18 protein-coding genes are annotated in these 15,387 nt (G+C 73.7%); 9 read left to right on the top strand and 9 right to left on the bottom strand.

Features of this window, described 5'->3' with window-relative positions; all coding sequences use genetic code 11:
- Positions 1-88: 88 nt before the first annotated feature.
- On the bottom strand, positions 89-562 hold the full coding sequence (locus MJ876_RS15865) for a hypothetical protein (protein ID WP_240237749.1): 474 nt from the start codon (positions 560-562) through the stop codon (positions 89-91).
- Positions 552-1,409, bottom strand: coding sequence for a TIR domain-containing protein (locus tag MJ876_RS15860; RefSeq protein ID WP_240237764.1), 858 nt, complete (start codon positions 1,407-1,409; stop codon positions 552-554). The genes MJ876_RS15865 and MJ876_RS15860 overlap by 11 nt, the downstream gene beginning before the upstream one ends.
- Positions 1,410-1,884: 475 nt before the next feature.
- On the opposite strand from MJ876_RS15860, the gene MJ876_RS15855 reads away from it, so the two are divergent.
- Entirely contained in the window at positions 1,885-2,595 is a 711-nt protein-coding gene (locus tag MJ876_RS15855; RefSeq protein WP_240237747.1) for a DsbA family oxidoreductase, read from the top strand.
- Positions 2,596-2,737: 142 nt separating this feature from the next.
- On the opposite strand, the gene MJ876_RS15850 is transcribed toward MJ876_RS15855, so the two are convergent.
- The gene (locus MJ876_RS15850; protein ID WP_240237745.1) at positions 2,738-4,810 is read right to left on the bottom strand and encodes an ATP-binding protein; all 2,073 of its coding nucleotides are present in this window, start codon (positions 4,808-4,810) and stop codon (positions 2,738-2,740) included.
- 89 nt (positions 4,811-4,899) lie between these two features.
- Positions 4,900-5,580 (bottom strand): SDR family NAD(P)-dependent oxidoreductase, encoded by a 681-nt coding sequence (locus tag MJ876_RS15845; RefSeq protein ID WP_240237743.1) that lies wholly within the window; start codon positions 5,578-5,580, stop codon positions 4,900-4,902.
- 86 nt (positions 5,581-5,666) lie between these two features.
- Here MJ876_RS15845 and MJ876_RS15840 point away from each other — a divergent pair, with 86 nt between their 5' ends.
- Positions 5,667-6,497, top strand: coding sequence for a helix-turn-helix transcriptional regulator (locus tag MJ876_RS15840; protein WP_240237741.1), 831 nt, complete (start codon positions 5,667-5,669; stop codon positions 6,495-6,497).
- Here the strand turns inward: MJ876_RS15840 and MJ876_RS15835 are convergent.
- Positions 6,490-7,338: a LysR family transcriptional regulator gene (locus MJ876_RS15835; RefSeq protein ID WP_275695080.1), complete on the bottom strand. Its 849-nt coding sequence runs from the start codon at positions 7,336-7,338 to the stop codon at positions 6,490-6,492. The genes MJ876_RS15840 and MJ876_RS15835 overlap by 8 nt on opposite strands.
- Positions 7,339-7,431: 93 nt before the next feature.
- On the opposite strand from MJ876_RS15835, the gene MJ876_RS15825 reads away from it, so the two are divergent.
- Genes MJ876_RS15825 through MJ876_RS15815 form a run of 3 tightly spaced genes read left to right on the top strand, consistent with a single transcriptional unit; the run spans position 7,432 to position 8,877 of the window.
- Positions 7,432-8,187 carry an SDR family oxidoreductase gene (locus MJ876_RS15825; RefSeq protein ID WP_240237739.1) on the top strand — a complete coding sequence of 252 codons (756 nt, stop codon included), beginning with the start codon at positions 7,432-7,434 and terminating at the stop codon, positions 8,185-8,187.
- Between the two features lie 60 nt (positions 8,188-8,247).
- Positions 8,248-8,544 carry a hypothetical protein gene (locus tag MJ876_RS15820; RefSeq protein WP_240237737.1) on the top strand — a complete coding sequence of 99 codons (297 nt, stop codon included), beginning with the start codon at positions 8,248-8,250 and terminating at the stop codon, positions 8,542-8,544.
- An 18-nt stretch (positions 8,545-8,562) separates the two neighbouring features.
- Positions 8,563-8,877, top strand: coding sequence for a hypothetical protein (locus tag MJ876_RS15815; RefSeq protein ID WP_240237735.1), 315 nt, complete (start codon positions 8,563-8,565; stop codon positions 8,875-8,877).
- Positions 8,878-8,890: 13 nt separating this feature from the next.
- Here MJ876_RS15815 and MJ876_RS15810 read toward each other — a convergent pair whose 3' ends face one another.
- A complete protein-coding gene (locus tag MJ876_RS15810) occupies positions 8,891-9,946 on the bottom strand; it encodes a spore photoproduct lyase family protein (RefSeq protein WP_240237733.1) in 1,056 nt (351 codons plus the stop codon).
- 43 nt (positions 9,947-9,989) lie between these two features.
- Positions 9,990-10,244 carry a hypothetical protein gene (locus MJ876_RS15805; protein ID WP_240237731.1) on the bottom strand — a complete coding sequence of 85 codons (255 nt, stop codon included), beginning with the start codon at positions 10,242-10,244 and terminating at the stop codon, positions 9,990-9,992.
- A gap of 114 nt (positions 10,245-10,358) precedes the next feature.
- On the opposite strand from MJ876_RS15805, the gene MJ876_RS15800 reads away from it, so the two are divergent.
- Together MJ876_RS15800 and MJ876_RS15795 are read left to right on the top strand one after the other, a co-directional pair.
- Positions 10,359-10,841 carry an RNA polymerase sigma factor gene (locus MJ876_RS15800; protein ID WP_240237729.1) on the top strand — a complete coding sequence of 161 codons (483 nt, stop codon included), beginning with the start codon at positions 10,359-10,361 and terminating at the stop codon, positions 10,839-10,841.
- Positions 10,838-11,590: a hypothetical protein gene (locus tag MJ876_RS15795; RefSeq protein WP_240237727.1), complete on the top strand. Its 753-nt coding sequence runs from the start codon at positions 10,838-10,840 to the stop codon at positions 11,588-11,590. Before MJ876_RS15800 ends, MJ876_RS15795 begins: the two co-directional genes overlap by 4 nt.
- A gap of 3 nt (positions 11,591-11,593) precedes the next feature.
- Here the strand turns inward: MJ876_RS15795 and MJ876_RS15790 are convergent, their stop codons facing one another.
- Together MJ876_RS15790 and MJ876_RS15785 are read right to left on the bottom strand one after the other, a co-directional pair.
- The gene (locus tag MJ876_RS15790; RefSeq protein WP_240237725.1) at positions 11,594-12,535 is read right to left on the bottom strand and encodes a serine hydrolase; all 942 of its coding nucleotides are present in this window, start codon (positions 12,533-12,535) and stop codon (positions 11,594-11,596) included.
- On the bottom strand, positions 12,532-13,470 hold the full coding sequence (locus MJ876_RS15785) for a LysR family transcriptional regulator (protein ID WP_240237723.1): 939 nt from the start codon (positions 13,468-13,470) through the stop codon (positions 12,532-12,534). Before MJ876_RS15785 ends, MJ876_RS15790 begins: the two co-directional genes overlap by 4 nt.
- Positions 13,471-13,500: 30 nt before the next feature.
- Here MJ876_RS15785 and bla point away from each other — a divergent pair, with 30 nt between their 5' ends.
- Positions 13,501-14,400 (top strand): class A beta-lactamase, encoded by a 900-nt coding sequence (gene bla / locus MJ876_RS15780; RefSeq protein ID WP_240237721.1) that lies wholly within the window; start codon positions 13,501-13,503, stop codon positions 14,398-14,400.
- 84 nt (positions 14,401-14,484) lie between these two features.
- On the top strand, positions 14,485-15,315 hold the full coding sequence (locus tag MJ876_RS15775; RefSeq protein ID WP_240237719.1) for an SDR family oxidoreductase: 831 nt from the start codon (positions 14,485-14,487) through the stop codon (positions 15,313-15,315).
- The last annotated feature ends 72 nt before the right edge of the window (positions 15,316-15,387 follow it).

Below are 15,387 nucleotides of genomic sequence, written 5' to 3'. Positions count from 1 at the left end.
CTGTCAGCCGGCTGCGGGTGCTGGCGCCCTGGCCGAGGGCGTCTGATCCAGCGCTCCTGCGCGACGGGTCCGTAACCGAACTGGACGCCTACACGGCGAATGCCGAGCCGCAGACGAGGCAGTACAGCGGGCCGATGTGATCCTCGGGGATCTTGACGGGCTCGTAGCCGTGGCAGGGTGAAGCGACGATAACCATGTCGTCCGGCTCAGTAAGCGGCACGGACTCGTCCGCGGCTACATCATTGCCTGGCTCGTAAGTCAGTCCTTTGACGCCACGGAAAATGGACGCCAGTTCGTCGTTCACCATGCCCATGACCTGGGGCATGGCTGCTTGTTGCGCCAGCTCGACCTGCGCCTCGGTGTTCCAGGAGTCGAGCGCCGCGGGCTGTCCGCACAGCGGGCAGCTATACGAGTCGGGGGCTACGTGCTGCTCGGCCTCCTCGCTGGCCGGACCGTCATGCCACTTGAACTGCAGCATGCAGTTTGGGCACTCACGCCGGATGAAACCGTCCGAGTCGGACGGGATGTCGATGCGGACCTCGATCTGAAACTCATCGTCCACTGACGAACTCCTCCTGCCGCACCTCGGTGCCGTCGGCCGTTTTCCCGGTCAGTAAGACAGTGAAGTACGCCGGGACGTGCGAGCCAAACATGAGAATACGGGCGGCGGTCACGGACTTTCCCGACGGCAGTTTCGGCACCGGGAACCCTTCCTCGCGCCACTCCCGTGTGCCCTCGCGGTCGTCGGGCAATTCGAAGTCCAGGTTGTAGACGTCTCCCGGCCCGTGGTTGGTGATAGTCATGCGCTCGGCCGTCTTACCCGATCTATTCAGAGTCACGGCCAGCCGGGGCTGTCCCGTCGCCTGGGACGACGGCAGCTTGCGGCCTAGAGGAAGGCCTCCGCCGGGCGGCGCCGGAGGAGTCAAGTCCCCGTCCTCATGCCAGTCGGTGCCATCCAGTCGCACCGCGCAGCCAGCTGTCTTCAGTCGATTCCCCAACTCTTGGCGCTTCGGGACGCTGTTGTCGAGCCGTACAACGTGGCGGCCGTGGATGTCACTGAACGACTTGACCTGCCCTAGCTCCACGATGATCGTTCGATCCTCGTTCCGCGCCAGCGCCATCCCCGCCTCGAACAACACATTCGGGCGCGGCTGCATCTGCGGGGTAGTCTCCGGGTCGCCCGGGTAGGTCAGGGACTCGTGTAGGTGAGCGACGTCATCCGGGGTCTGGAGCACCACCACGGCCTGGGCAGCGCTGAAGGCCACGTTCAGCACATCGCCGATGTAGGGCGATCCCTTGCCGGTCATTGCGATGGCCTCGGACCACTCGATTGGGTCCAACCCGATCGATCGAAGGAACGCGAAAAGCCCCCGGCGGGCAGGTTCGTTCCTGCCGTGGATTACGAACACTTTCCGGGGGTCAGCCCCGCCCTGCTCGGCCGTCGTCAAGTTCGATCCCTTCGCTGGGCATCCGATAATCGGACGATAACGAGCACCGCCGACAGTTCAACCAGATTGAGCACATGCACCAGTCCGAGCATCTTCCACCGATGCCGAGCCTTTCAGGTAACTCGGTCCACCTGGCACGAGAATCCCAGCACCCCCGACCGGTGGGGTAGCGCGCATACGCGACAACCGCCGTCGCCTGCCTACGCTTGGGTGGCCATTGCTACCACCGCAGTAAGCAGACCATCCGCGTGGACCGAACAAACCTGCCCGCTGACCGCCCGCATCTTCTGCGATCCAAGCGCGTCGCAGACCGGCGTGGTTCCGCCGCCAGCGACTTTTCGGCCGTGCGGCAAGACTCTCGAACCCCAGTTGCGCCACCGCGGAGCAGTTGCACGACGGTGGGATGAAGCTCGGGCCGGTCGCCGTTGTACCGCACATGCAGATCGAAGTGTGGTCCGACGTCGTGTGTCCCTGGTGCTTCGTCGGCAAGCGCCGGCTCGAGGCAGCCCTCGACACGTTCGAGCACGCCGGCGACGTCGAGGTCGTGTTCCGCTCGTTCGAGCTCGACCCGAGCGCGCCGCAGCACGGGCACGAGCTGACGTCGGTGGCGCTCGCGCGCAAGCTGGGGCGCAGCGAGGACGAGACGCGCCAGATGCAGCAGCAACTCATCGACCTGGCGGCGTCCGAGGGGCTCGAGATGCGGCTGCACGACAACGTGCACACCAACACCGTCGACGCGCACCGCCTGCTGCATCTGGCCCGCGAGACGGGCGGCACCGCGCTGCAGCGTCAGCTCGCCGAGTCGCTCTTCGCGGCGTACTTCACCCGCGCCGAGGACGTCGGCGACCACGAGGTCCTCACGGCTGCTGCGGTGGCGGTCGGGCTCGACGAGGCGCGGGTGCGGGAGGTGCTCGCGTCGCAGGAGTACGCCGAGGACTTCGCCGCCGACGTCGCCCAGGCGCGGGCGTACGGCGCGACCGGCGTGCCGTTCTTCGTCGTCGACCGGAAGTACGGCGTCTCCGGGGCGCAGCCCGTCGAGGTGTTCGGCCAGCTGCTGGACCAGGCGTGGAGCGAGAGCCACCCGACGCTGCAGACGGTCGGCGGCGACGCGGACGGGGCCTGCGGCCCGGACGGTTGCGCGATCTAGGTCGTCCGTCGGTCGCGGTGGTCTCGACGCCGCGCGCTCGCCAAGGCTCGCGTGCTGCTCGACCACCTTGTGGTCGGCTCGCGTGCTGCTCGACCACATTGTGGTCGGCTCGCGGACTGCTCGACCAGCGTGAGGGCAGTCCCTACGCGTCGGTGTCCGCGAGCGGGACGGCCAGCTCGACCGTCGTCCCCGCGCCCGGCGCGGAGTCGAGCGTCACCTCGCCGCCGTGCTGGTGGGCGATCTGGGCGACGATGCTGAGGCCGAGGCCCGTGCCCTGGATGGCGCGCTCCCCCGCGGCCGTCGTCCGGAAGAAGCGGGTGAAGACGGCCTCCTGGTCCTCCGGCGCGATCCCCATGCCGGTGTCGGCGACGGTGACGACACCGCGTCCACCCGGCGTGCCCGGCGACCGCTCGTCCACGGTCACCGTGACGCACCCGCCGTCCGGCGTGAACTTGATGGCGTTGCTCCACAGGTTGATGACGGCCCGCTCCAGGGTCGGGGCGTGACCGCGGACGACCACGGGCCCGTCGGGCACGCGGACCTGCACCTCGAGACCCCGCTGCGAGAGCGGGCGCGACACCGCCTCGTGGGCGGAGTGGACGACCTCGCGCAGGTCCAGGGCGACCAGCGTCGTGACGGCGGCGCCGGTCTCCGAGGCCGACAGGGTCAGCAGGTCCTCCACCAGGTCGCGCAGCCGCGCGCTGTTGCGCTCGATGCGGCGTACGGCGTCGGCCTGGTCCGGATCGAGGTCGCCCAGCACGCCGTCCGCGAGCATCTCCGCGAATCCGGTGATGCTGGTGATCGGCGTCCGCAGCTCGTGGCTGACCGTCGAGACGAGCTCCTGCTTGACCTGGTCGGCCTGCCGCAGCGCGACGACGGAGCCGCGTTCGCGCTCGAACGCCGCCTCGAGCGCGGACTCGGCGCGGAGCCGCTCGGTGATGTCCTCGCCGCTCGCGATGTACCCGACCACCTGGCCACCCGGATCGGTCATCACGCTGATGTGGAGCGACAGCATCCGGGTGCTGCCGTCGCCGCGCACCACCTCCCAGTCGCGGCCGGAGTCGCTCGCGATCTGCGCCTGGACGGTCGCGTTGTACGCCGCTCGGTGGTCGGCCTCCTCCACCCCGAGCGACGCCGCCTGACGCTGCACCTCCGCCTCGGAGTGCAGGTACGCCGTCTCCCGGCCGACGAGGTCGGGCGCAGGGAAGCCGAGGGCCTGCTCGGCGCCGGTGTTCGCGTGGGTGATGACGCCGTGACGGTCGGTGGCGAGGAAGACAGTGCCGGTCGCGGAGTCGAGCATCCGGTTCACCGTCGTCGCGGCCCGCGTCGCCTGGCCGCTCACCACCATCAGCCGGCGCACGGTGATCGCGAGCGGCAGCAGCAGGTAGCAGAGCGAGGCGATGTAGAGGTGGACGACCAGCGCCGACATGGCCGGGGCGCTGCCGACGTCCCCGAACGGGCCCCGGCCCGACACGGTCGCGGCGAGGACGACGAGCGACACCACGAGCACCTGCACGTAGGTCTCGAGCGCCTGCGCGCGGAGGGCCGCCCACCCGAGGACCGGGAACAGCAGGAACGCCAGGGGCTCGGCGGAGACCGGCACGAAGACGACGCCGGTGATCACCGCCAGCAGCAGGCGCTCGCCCCAGAGCTCGCCGCCGTGCCAGGGCACGGAGCCCAGTCGGCCCAGCGCCAGGGGCAGCACCACGAGCTGCGACGTCGTCGCGGCCAGCAGCACGATCAACCCGACCAGGGGCAGACGGCTCGGCTCGGCGGTGCCCGTCAGTGCGACCGCGAGCACGGCGAGCACCCCGCACAGCAGACCCGCCAGCGCGGTCACGCCGTGGTAGGCGTCGACCTCGTTGTCGGCGAACCGCCGCAGCGCGGCACCCCCCGGCCGCAGCCCCGCCGCCGACAGCAGAGCGGGCGCGGTGACCACCACGCTGCCCAGCAGACCGCCCCACCACGGGACGGCGCCGTGGAGGGCCAGGGCCCCGCCCATCGCCAGCGTCTGGACGGCGAGGACGACCGTCCGCCACCGGGCTCCGGCGACCACGTGCATCGCCGCGGCCACGCCGACGACCGGCCACCAGGCGTACGACGCGGTGTCCCAGCCCGGCCCGTCGTCCAGGGCGCCCAGCGACACGGACGCCACCAGCACGAGCGTCAGCGCCGCGCACGTCCACACCTTCTTGTCGAGCACCCCGAGGTCCATCGCGGTCCGAGCCTAGGTCGGCTCGGGACTCCCCGCACCCGAACCCGGACACCGCCGCGGCGTGAGCAGGCGGGCGCGGGCGGGCGCAGCTAGAAGGCGATGCGCCCGTGGCGGTCGTGGAACTCCCCCGTCGGGCCGTCGGGCCCGACCTGTGCGAGGGCGACGGTGGCGTCGGTGCCCTCGGTGACGGTCTGCGGCCCGCTGTGACCGTTGAAGTCGGTGGCGGTGTAGCCGGGGTCCGTCACGTTGACCCGCATCTGCGGCAGGTTCTTCGCGTACTGCACCGTCAGCGCGATGACCGCGGCCTTCGACGCGGCGTACGGCACCGCCTTCACGTTGACCTCGACGTGCTCGGGGTCGGTCAGCCAGCGCGGCCACCCGACGCCCGAGGCGACGTTGACGATCACCGGGTTGGTGGAGCGGCGCAGCAGGGGCAGCGCCGCCTGGGTGACCCGGACGATGCCGGTGACGTTCGTGTCCAGCACCGCGGTCATCGCCGCGGCGTCGAGGTCCTCGACGTCGTACGACGTGCCGAGCACGCCGGCGTTGTTGACGAGGACGTCGAGCTCGGGCAGCGCCGCCATCGCGGCGTGGACCGACTCCTCGTCGGTCACGTCGAGGGTGACGACCTGCGCGCCGAGGCGGCGTACGGCGTCGCCGCTCGCGGGGTCGCGCATCCCGGCGTACACGGTGTGGCCGGCCTCGAGGAGGCGGCGGGCGGTCTCGAGGCCCAGGCTGCGGTTGGCTCCGGTGATCAGGGTCGTGGTCATGGGTCCAGCGTCCGCCCGGCGGGGCGGTCGAGGGTAGGCCCCGTCAGGGCCACCCACGGGTCGGGGGATCCCGGCATGCTGGAGCCGTGGACCAGTTCGGAGCGGTGCTGCGGTCGTGGCGCGACCGGGTGACGCCGCAGGAGGTCGGACTGCCGCCCGGTCCGGGACGCCGGGCGCCCGGCCTGCGCCGGGAGGAGCTGGCGGGGCTCGCCGGGATGAGCGTGGAGTACCTCGTCCGCCTCGAGCAGGGCCGCGCCACCCACCCCTCGACGTCCGTGCTCGCGGCCCTCGCACGGGCGCTGCGCCTGACCGACGACGAGCGGGACCACCTCTACCGCGTGGCTGGCCAGGCACCGCCCGCCACGGGCGCCGTGTCGCAGCACGTCGGGCCCGGTGTCCAGCGGGTCGTCGACCGGTTGTCCGACGTCCCCGCCGCGGTGTTCTCGGCCGCGTGGGACCTCGTGTGGTGGAACGCGATGTGGGCGGCGCTGACCGGTGACCCCTCCGAACGGCCGCCGGGCGACCGCAACGTCGCGCTGCTGCACTTCCTGGGCGAGCCCCGCACGATCGTCTTCGACGCCGCCCACGACGAGGAGTTCTCCGACGACCTGGCCGCGGACCTCCGTGAGGCGCTGGGCCGCTACCCGGACGATCCCAGGCTCGCCGGCCTCGTGGCCCGGCTGCGCCGCGAGTCCCCTGCCTTCGAGCGGCGGTGGGAGCGGGCCCACGTCGCGCGGCACCGGTCGAGCCGGAAGACGGCGACGGCGACCCCGGTCGGACCCATCGACCTCGACTGCGACGTCCTCACAGCGCCGGGCAGCGACCTGCGGATCGTCGTCTACACGGTCGCCCCCGGATCCGAGGCCGCGTCGCGGATGGAGCTGCTGAGGGTCGTCGGCGCCCGGACCCTCACCTGAGGGTGGCGACCCGCACGAACCGCGCCAGTGCGACCGACCGGCTCTGCGGTGGCCACGCGAGCAGGGTCGTCACCGGAGGGGCTCCCGTCACGGGGACGGCGACGACACCCTCCCCCGCCAGCGTCGCCGCGGAGACCGGCGCGACGAGATAGGTGCGGCCCAGGGCGATCAGCTGCAGCAGCTGGGTGACGTCGTGGACCTCCGGGCCCGGCCCCTCGGCGTACCGCCCCTCGCGGTCCGGCCACCGCGGCGCCGGCACGCCCACGGCCTCCGGCAGCTCGGTGAGGTCGACGGCGTCGCGGGCGGTGAGCGGGTGGCCGGCCTGCACCAGGACCGCTGGGTCCTCGACGACCAGGACCTCGGTGTCGAAGCCGGCCACGTCGTCCCACGGCGCGTGCAGGATCGCGACGTCGGCGCGGCCGTCGCGCAGCGCCTGCTCCTGCTGGCCCGGGCCGAGCAGCAGGACGTCGACCTCGACGGCGTCCGGCTCGACGGCGTACGCGGCCAGCAGCTTCGCGACCAGCTCGTTGGCCGCCCCGGCCTTCGACCCCAGCACCAGCCCGGCCCGCCCGCTGGGGGCCTGCGCCGCCCGGCGCGTACGTCGCTCCGCCGCGGCCACGGCGTCCAGCGCGGCGCGGGCCTCGGCCAGCAGGACCGACCCGGCGTCCGTGAGGCTCACCGAGCGGCTGGTCCGCTCGAGCAGCTGCGCGCCGAGGCGACGCTCGAGCTGGCCGATGGCCCGCGAGAGCGGCGGCTGCGCGATGCCGAGGCGCTCGGCGGCGCGGCCGAAGTGCAGCTCCTCGGCGACCGCGACGAAGTACCGCAGCTCCCGCGTCTCCATGCCTCCACTCTGCCACCGGACCGATACCGCCCGGGTATGGATGGCGATCCAGGTGGTGTTGGAGTGCGGGCCCCGGCGGCGAACGCTGGGGGCATGACACAGCACCAGGAACAGACCCAGGACTTCTCCGGCCGGACGGCACTCATCTCCGGCGCCAACAAGGGCATCGGCCTCGAGATCGCCCGCGGTCTCGGTCGGCTCGGCCTGACGGTCGGCGTCGGCTCCCGGGACGCCGAGCGCGGCGCGAGGGCCGTCGCGGAGCTCGAGGCCGAGGGCCTCGACGTCTTCGCCGTCCCCCTCGACGTGAGCGACGACGACAGCGTCCGGGCCGCGGCCGCGCTGCTGGCCGAGCGCGGCGGGCTCGACGTCCTCGTCAACAACGCGGGAATCACCGGCACGATGCCGCAGGAGCCCACCGTGGTGGACCTCGACACCATCCGGACGGTGCTGGAGACCAACGTCCTCGGTGTCATCCGCCTGACCAACGCGGTGCTGCCGCTGCTGCGCGAGTCGGCCTCGCCGCGCATCGTGAACGTCTCCAGCGGTGTCGGCTCCCTGGCCCGCCAGTCCGCGGCCGCCGTCGACGGCCAGGCCGGGCCCGTCGCGGCGGCGTACTCACCGTCGAAGACGTTCCTGAACGCGGTGATGCTGCAGTACGTCCGTGAGCTCGCCGGCACCCCGATCCTCATCAACGCCGCGTGCCCGGGCTACGTGGCGACCGACCTCAACGGCTTCCAGGGCCACCGGACGGTCGAGCAGGGCGCCGCCACGCCGATCCGCCTCGCGACGCTGCCGGACGACGGTCCGACCGGCGGTTTCTTCGAGGACGCGGGCGTCGTCCCCTGGTGACGGGGCCCGCGGTGGCGGCGTTGTCGGTGGTCGCTCCTAGGGTCGTCACGTGATCACCCGATGAGCAAGGAATCCGCCCTCCGCGCCATGCGTGAGGCCAAGTACGCCGAGCGCCTGGCCAAGGGCAGCACCGGCATCCCCGCCACCCGCTTCGGTCAGTCGGCACCGGCCGCACGACCCGCGGGCTCCAAGACCCGCCCGCCGGTCGCTCCGCCTCTGGCGGCCGCCGACACGACCGCCGACAAGAGCGCCGGCGCGGGGACCGACGCCGACGAGCTGTGCGGCCACAAGTCGATGAACGGCCGCACCTGCACCCGGGAGAAGGGGCACTCGGCCAAGAACCACCGCTACTCCTGAGGGCGAGGCGGTGACGACGTGACGGAGCCCGGAGGGCCGGAGGACACCCTGGAGGATTGGGTGCCCGGGACCGTCATCCGCGCCTTCTGGGACTACGACGGGCCGTTGTGGACCGAGGAGGGGCCGCTGCCGTCGGACACGAGGTGGCTGCGCGACGTCCTCGGGCTTAGCGACTCGCTAGCGGCTGAGATCGACGACTGGTCCCGTCAGCTCCTCGAGTGGCCCGCCCACTCCTCGATCCCGACAGCGTCCCTGCGCAGGCAGGGCGACCGCATCCGGCGGCGACTGACCGACGAGCTAGCCGGACGCTACGAGGTGCGCTGGGAGCTCTGAACCCGGTGCCACCTCAGAACGCGTAGCGGACCCGGCACTCCGGCAGCTCCTCGTCGATCATGGCGACGAGACGGTCGATCCAGACCCGCTTCCAGCGGGCCCGGTAGCGGACGTTCTCCTGCCCGGTGTGGCTGGTCTTGCCCTCCTGCAGGTCGGGACGCCAGAGCAAGTCCTCGCCGCGGGGGTGCCAGCCGAGATTGACCTCGTGGAGGCCGGCGTTGTGGGTGAGGAAGATGATCTCGCAGGCCAGCTGCTGCTTCGCCCGCTCGCCTACCCCGTCCGCGACCTGGCGCAGCAGCTCGCGCCACTCCGCCTCCCAGGTCTCGTGGACGACGACGGGGCTGAAGTTGAGCTGGACCTCGTAGCCGGCCTCGACGAAGTCGTCGATCGCGGCGATCCGCTCGGCGATCGGCGAGGTGCGGAGGTCGAGCAGCTTCGCCGTCCGCTCGGGCATGAGGGAGAAGCGGATGCGGGTGCCGCCGCGGGGGTCCCAGTCGAGCAGGTCGCGGTTGACGTACTTCGTCGCGAAGCTCGCCTTCGCCCCCGGCAGGTCGCCGAACAGGTCGACGAGGTCGCGCACGTTCTCGCTCACCATCGCGTCGACCGAGCAGTCGCCGTTCTCGCCGATGTCGTAGACCCAGTCGACGGGGTCGCACTGGTTCGGCGCCGGCTTCGGACCCTGCCGCTTCACGTGGCGGGCGAGGTAGCCGGTGATCTTCTCGATGTTGACGAAGACGGTGATCGGGTTGGCGTAGCCCTTGCGCCGCGGGACGTAGCAGTAGCCGCACGCCATCGCGCAGCCGTTGGACGTCGACGGCGCGATCCAGTCCGCCGACCGCCCGTTGACCCGCGCCTGGAGCGTCTTCTTCTCGCCGAGCACCAGCACCTGCCGCTTGTTGCGGACCCAGTCCCGCACCCCGCCGGGGTTGCCGTGCAGCTCGGGGATGTTCTGGTGGGAGGCCACCTCGATGCGCTCGGCGTCCGGGTAGCGCGCCAGCACCTCCCGCCCGCGCGCCCAGTCCTCGACGCCGGGCTCGACGTACAGGCGGCGGATGTCGATCAGGCTCACGTCCGACAGGGTGCCCCGGGCGGGGGGAGGCTCACGCGGGCAGTCAGCCGATGAGCATCAGGACGCCGGCAGCGCCGAGGAGGGTGAGCGCGGCGATCCACAGGCCCACGAAGGCCGGGCTTCGCAGCGCCCGCGCGCGCATCTCGGTGCCGGGCCACGACCGCACGGTGTGGCGCCCTTCCGCGAGCGCCTTCTCGCGCTCCCGGGTGTAGAGGCGCCAGTAGATGAGCTGGCCGGCCAGGCTGCACGCGATCGCGACGAGCACGAGCGCGGCCGGCTCGATCGAGGACAGGGCCATCGGCCCCATCCTCCCCCACGCGAGGCCCGCGGCGGATCGCCGCAACCGAATCGCCCTCTCGCGGCCTATCCCCTGTAGAGAGGTCGACACCGACAGCGGGCGGAGGGGGGCGTGATGCGGGACGCGGCGGGCTTCGACGAGTTCTACGCCGCCCGCGCGCCGTCGCTCGTGCGCACCATCCTGGCCCGCACGGGCGATCGGACCCGCGCCGAGGACTGCGTGCAGGAGGCGTTCGTCCGCGCCTGGCGGCGGTGGCGGCGCCTGGAGCACGACGACCCGGTCGGGTGGGTGACCACGGTCGCCTGGCGGCTCGCGGTGAAGGACTGGCACCGCGGCCGCCGGGAGACCGAGGCGTGGAGCGGGGGCCGTGCGCCGTCGTCCATCGACCTGCCGGGCGAGGTCGTCGAGCTGCGCGACGCCCTGTCGCGGCTGCCGCGGGCGCAGGCCGACGTCCTGCTGCTGCACTACCTCGAGGACCTGCCCGTACGCCGGGTCGCCGACGTCCTCGGGATGCCGGAGGGCACCGTGAAGTCGCACCTCTCCCGCGGGCGCGCCGCGCTCGCGCAGTCACTCGACCCGGGAGGGGCCCGACCATGACCGACCACGACAACGGCCACGACAACGGCCACGACAACGCACCCGGGACCGGCCCGGATGTGCTATTCCGCGCGCGGCGCACAGCGCTCGGCCCGGACGGGCTGCAGTCCGCCGAGGCGGTACGCCGCCGCTCCGACCGCCGGCGCCGACGGCAGTGGGCGTCCGGCACCGCCGCCGTCGCGGTCCTCGCGGTCAGCGCCGCCGTCGTGCCGTGGAGCGGCGGGTCCGTCGACGACGGGAGCACCCTCGCGGTCGACCGCGCGGTGGACGAGGAGACGGCGGGCACGAGCACGGCCGGGCTCGGCTACACGCTCCCCGACGGCTGGGAGGTCCTCGCCCGGCCCGGCGAGCGGAGCACGTGCGTCGGACCGGCCGGCACGGACGGGTGCCCGGTCGAGATCGCGGTCGCGGACGACCCCACCGTCGGCGAGGACCCGCTGGCGCAGGTCACCGAGGACCTCGACGACGGCTGCCTGCGCACGCTGGCCGAGGTCCTGCGCATCCTGTCCCGGTCGCAGGGCGACCCGGCGGCCAGCACCTACCGGGCGCAGTGCGCCGCGGGTGGTCAGGACCCCGGGACCACCACCCTGAGCACCGTCGTCGCCCTCGACAGCGGCACCGCCTCGGCGACCACACGCGACCCGGACCTGACCCGCGAGGCGCGGCAGATCGTCGCGTCGTTCGAGGTGCCGGAGGGCTGGCGCACCTCCTCGCGGGTGTCGTTCGCGGAGCCGGGACCCGCCGCGTGACCCTCACACCCGCAGCGCCTCGAACGCCCGGCGCGCAGCCCGGCCGATCGCGAGGTCGGCGCCGGGGTCGACGCTGACGGGCACGCGTGACTCGGTGAGCGCGACGACGACCACGACCTGGTCGCCGGCCTCGACGACCGCGGCGTCGTGGCGGAGGTTGAGGAACGTGCCCGTCTTGGACGCGACCCGCACGGCGTCGGTCGCGAGCTCGGGGGCGATGCGGTGGCTGGTGAGCTGACGGGCCATCGCGTCGCGCACCCGCGCGCAGGCGTCGGGGGTCGCGACCGCGTCGGCCCGGACGGCGGCGAGGAGGTCGGCGACGGCGCGGGCGGAGCCGACGTTGGCGGCGGCGACGTCGAGCATCGCGATCGCGTGGCCGCCTCCCTCGGTGGCGGCGCGGACGGCGAGCGCGAGGGCCGTCTCCTCGTCCGGCGCGGCGGCCGCGGCGGCGTCGTGGAGGTCGCGCAGGCGGTGGCGGACGACGATCCCGCCGCCCGCCGGGTCGGTCAGCCCCCACCCGGCGAGCGCCGCGGTGACCCGGGACGGCGGCACCCGGTCGAGCAGCAGGTCCGCGGCGGCGTTGTCGCTGACCGTCAGGCTGCTGTCCACCAGGTCGCCGAGCGCGACGGTGGCGGGGTGGCGGAAGGACCCCAGGCCGGTCCGGCCGCGGGTCGCCGTGGCGGGGTCCACCTCGACCGGCTCCGCCTCCCCGCGGGGGCCGAGCTCGCCGCGCGCCGCGGCGTCGAGGACGGCGAGCGCGAGCGGGAGCTTCACCAGCGACGCGAGCGGGAGCTGGCGGTCGACGTCGACCCCGACCTCCGCGCCGGTGCCGAGGTGGCGGGCGAGGAAGGCGCCGGACAGGCCGGCGTCGTCCCAGAGCTCGACGATCTCCTGGGCCACGCCGAGGGCGGTGCCGTCGCCGCCGACGAGCGCCGGGGCGTTCACCGCGGCTCCGCGACGTCGAGGCCCAGCGCCGGCCCGAGGGCGTCCAGCAGCCGCCGGCGCACAGCGGGACCGGCCGCCGCGGCTCCTCCGCGGCCGACGGCGAGCCGGTAGGCGCGGCGGACCTCGAGGTCGGCCACCGGGCGCCACGCGAGGTCGTGGGCCGCGGCCTCGAGGGGCGTCGCGACCCAGAGGTCGTCGTGGGCGAGGACGTCGGTCACCGCGGTGAGCGTCGGGGACCCGACGACGAGCTGCGCCGGGGAGAGACCGGACCGCGCCACGGCCCGTCGTACGACGTCGCGGACCCAGGGCCGGTCGTCCTCGGGGCCGAGGTGCACCCGTCGGGCGCGACCGGTGCGGCCGCGGCCGGCGCGCAGGGTGTCGAGGTGCAGCCGCCCCGACGCCTCGGCGCGGGTCGCGGCGCCGAGGGGCCCGACGAGGTCCGCCTCGTCGGGCGCGCACGGCACGAGGGCGAGACCCCCGGCCGCCCGGCCCGCAGCGGCGGCCCGCTCGTCCGGGTCCGCGACCACCAGGTCCACCTCCAGGCCGGCGTCACGGGCGGCGTCCCGCACCGGGACGAGGGCCCGGGCCGACGCGCCCGCCGGGACGGCCAGGGTGAGCCCGGTGCCGACCGCGCGGCCCAGCGTCACGAGGTGCTCCGCGCGGACCCCCAGGTCGCGCGCGTGCGGCAGGACGGCGCGACCGCGGTCGGTGGGCGTGACCCCGCGCGGGTCGCGCACGAGCAGACGCCCGCCGAGGTGCTTCTCCAGCGCGGCCACCCGACGGCTCACGACCGGCTGCGGCACGCCGAGCTCGGCCGCCGCCCGCGTGAAGCTGCGCTGGTCGACGACCTCGCAGAAGGCACGCAGGTGCAGCAGCAGGTCCACGCTGCGGTTATACCGCTGACGCATGAGCAGGCGCCGTTCCGTCTTCGACATGGACGCGCGGCGCCGAGCAGGGTCTCGGCCATGACCACCCGTCGTGCCGTCCTGGGCGGACTCGCCGCCGCCACCACCCTCCCCCTGCTCGGCGGGGCCGCCACCGCCACCCCCGCGCCGACCCGCGCCCCGTCGAGGACGCCGGGCGTCCGCGAGGTCCGCGACCTCGAGCGGGCGTACGACGCCACGATCGGCTTCTACGCCGCCCGCGTCTGCCGCGGCGCCCGTGTGCTCGCGCACCGCGCCGAGGAGAGGGCGCCGATCCACTCCGTGTTCAAGTCGTACGCCGCCGCCGCGGTGCTGCGCGACCTCGACCGCGACGGCGAGACCCTCGACCGCCTCGTCCGCTACACCCGCGAAGACCTCGTCACCTACTCCCCCGTCACCGAGCCGAACGTCGAGGTCGGCATGACGGTCCGCGAGCTGTGCGACGCCGCCGTCCGCATCAGCGACAACACCGCCGCCAACCTGCTGCTGCGCGAGCTCGGCGGGCCGTCGTCCATCACCCGCTTCGCCCGCTCGATCGGGGACCGCGCCACCCGCCTCGACCGCTGGGAGACCGAGCTGAACTCCGCCATCCCCGGCGACCCGCGCGACACGACGACGCCGCGGCAGGTGGCGCAGGGGTACGCCGCCCTGCTGGTCGGCGACGCCCTCTCCCCCGCCGACCGCGAGATCCTCCGGGACTGGATGCTCCGCAACACGACCTCCGACCGCCGGTTCCGGCGGGGGCTGCCGGACGGCTGGGCCCTCGCGGACAAGACGGGCTCGGGCACCGAGACCTTCAACGACGCCGGCGTCGTCTTCCCGGCCGGCGGCGGGACGCCGTTCGTGCTGAGCGCCTTCGTGCGGCTGTCCGAGCCGGACGTCGCCGCCAGCGAGGAGATCCACACCGAGCTGGCGCGGATCGCCGTGCGCCGACTGGGGTGAGATCCGTCCTGATTGCGGCCGGTACCTGACCGCAAGCCCGGCGAGGCTGGTTCCTGTCAGATCGGGACGACGCAGGAGGCAGGCATGACGGTGCTGGTGACAGGAGCGACGGGGACGGTCGGGACGGAGGTCGTGCGGGCCCTGCGGGAGCGGGGTGCCGCCGTCCGGGCCATGAGCCGGACCCCGGAGTCCGCCGGGATGCCCGCGGGCGTCGAGGTGGTGCGCGGCGACCTGACCGACCTCGCCTCCCTGCGGGCGGCGCTCGACGGCGTGGAGGCCGCCCACCTCATCACCTTCGACGCCCCGCGCGGCGCGGGCGGCGGCGAGGCGGTCGCGGACGGCACGGGCGTGGTGGCGGCCCTGACCGACGCCGGCGTACGCCGCGTGACGGTGCTGCAGAACGGCTACCCCGGCCCGGTCGAGGAGGCCGTCGCGGACGCGCCGTTCGAGGCGACGGTGCTGATGCCGGTCGAGTTCATGGCGAACGCCCTGGACTGGGCGGACGCCGTCCGCGAGCACGGACGGGTCGACGAGCCGTACGTCGACCGGCTCAGCGCGATGGTCCACGAGGCCGACATCGGGGACGTCGCCGCCGTGGCGCTGCTCGAGGACGGCCACGGCGGGCCGCTCGTCATCACGGGACCGGAGGTGCTGACGCTGCGCGACAAGCTCGACGCGATCGGTGAGGCGGTCGGTCGCCGGGTCGATCTCGTCGCGCTGAGCGAGGACGAGGCGATCGAGCGCTGGCGCGCCGAGGGGCTGGACGACGAGGCCATCGGCTTCCGGCAGTGGATCTACGGCGACCCGCCGGAGGTCGGCTACACGGTGGCGACCACCGTGCCGGACGTGACCGGCCGCCCGGGCCGCACGTTCGCGCAGTGGGCGCGCGAGCACGCGGCGGCGTTCGGAGGGTGAGCCGCCCCCGGTGGTGGAGCTCGTCGGGACCCTCACGGGTTCCGAGGCCCCTCGCCAGGGCTCGTCACACCT

Source organism: Nocardioides sp. CFH 31398, from assembly GCF_022436705.1.
GTDB lineage: Bacteria > Actinomycetota > Actinomycetes > Propionibacteriales > Nocardioidaceae > Nocardioides.
Note: the sequence above shows the minus strand (reverse complement) of the source record. Positions and strands in the feature narration are given on the sequence as shown.

Coding starts and splice junctions, on each gene's coding strand:
- MJ876_RS15855 (WP_240237747.1), top strand. CDS start 1,885: ATGCAGATCGAAGTGTGGTCCGACGTCGTGTGTCCCTGGTGCTTCGTC.
- MJ876_RS15850 (WP_240237745.1), bottom strand. CDS start 4,810: ATGGACCTCGGGGTGCTCGACAAGAAGGTGTGGACGTGCGCGGCGCTG.
- MJ876_RS15845 (WP_240237743.1), bottom strand. CDS start 5,580: ATGACCACGACCCTGATCACCGGAGCCAACCGCAGCCTGGGCCTCGAG.
- MJ876_RS15835 (WP_275695080.1), bottom strand. CDS start 7,338: ATGGAGACGCGGGAGCTGCGGTACTTCGTCGCGGTCGCCGAGGAGCTG.
- MJ876_RS15825 (WP_240237739.1), top strand. CDS start 7,432: ATGACACAGCACCAGGAACAGACCCAGGACTTCTCCGGCCGGACGGCA.
- MJ876_RS15820 (WP_240237737.1), top strand. CDS start 8,248: ATGAGCAAGGAATCCGCCCTCCGCGCCATGCGTGAGGCCAAGTACGCC.
- MJ876_RS15805 (WP_240237731.1), bottom strand. CDS start 10,244: ATGGCCCTGTCCTCGATCGAGCCGGCCGCGCTCGTGCTCGTCGCGATC.
- MJ876_RS15800 (WP_240237729.1), top strand. CDS start 10,359: ATGCGGGACGCGGCGGGCTTCGACGAGTTCTACGCCGCCCGCGCGCCG.
- MJ876_RS15795 (WP_240237727.1), top strand. CDS start 10,838: ATGACCGACCACGACAACGGCCACGACAACGGCCACGACAACGCACCC.
- MJ876_RS15785 (WP_240237723.1), bottom strand. CDS start 13,470: ATGTCGAAGACGGAACGGCGCCTGCTCATGCGTCAGCGGTATAACCGC.
- bla (WP_240237721.1), top strand. CDS start 13,501: ATGACCACCCGTCGTGCCGTCCTGGGCGGACTCGCCGCCGCCACCACC.
- MJ876_RS15775 (WP_240237719.1), top strand. CDS start 14,485: ATGACGGTGCTGGTGACAGGAGCGACGGGGACGGTCGGGACGGAGGTC.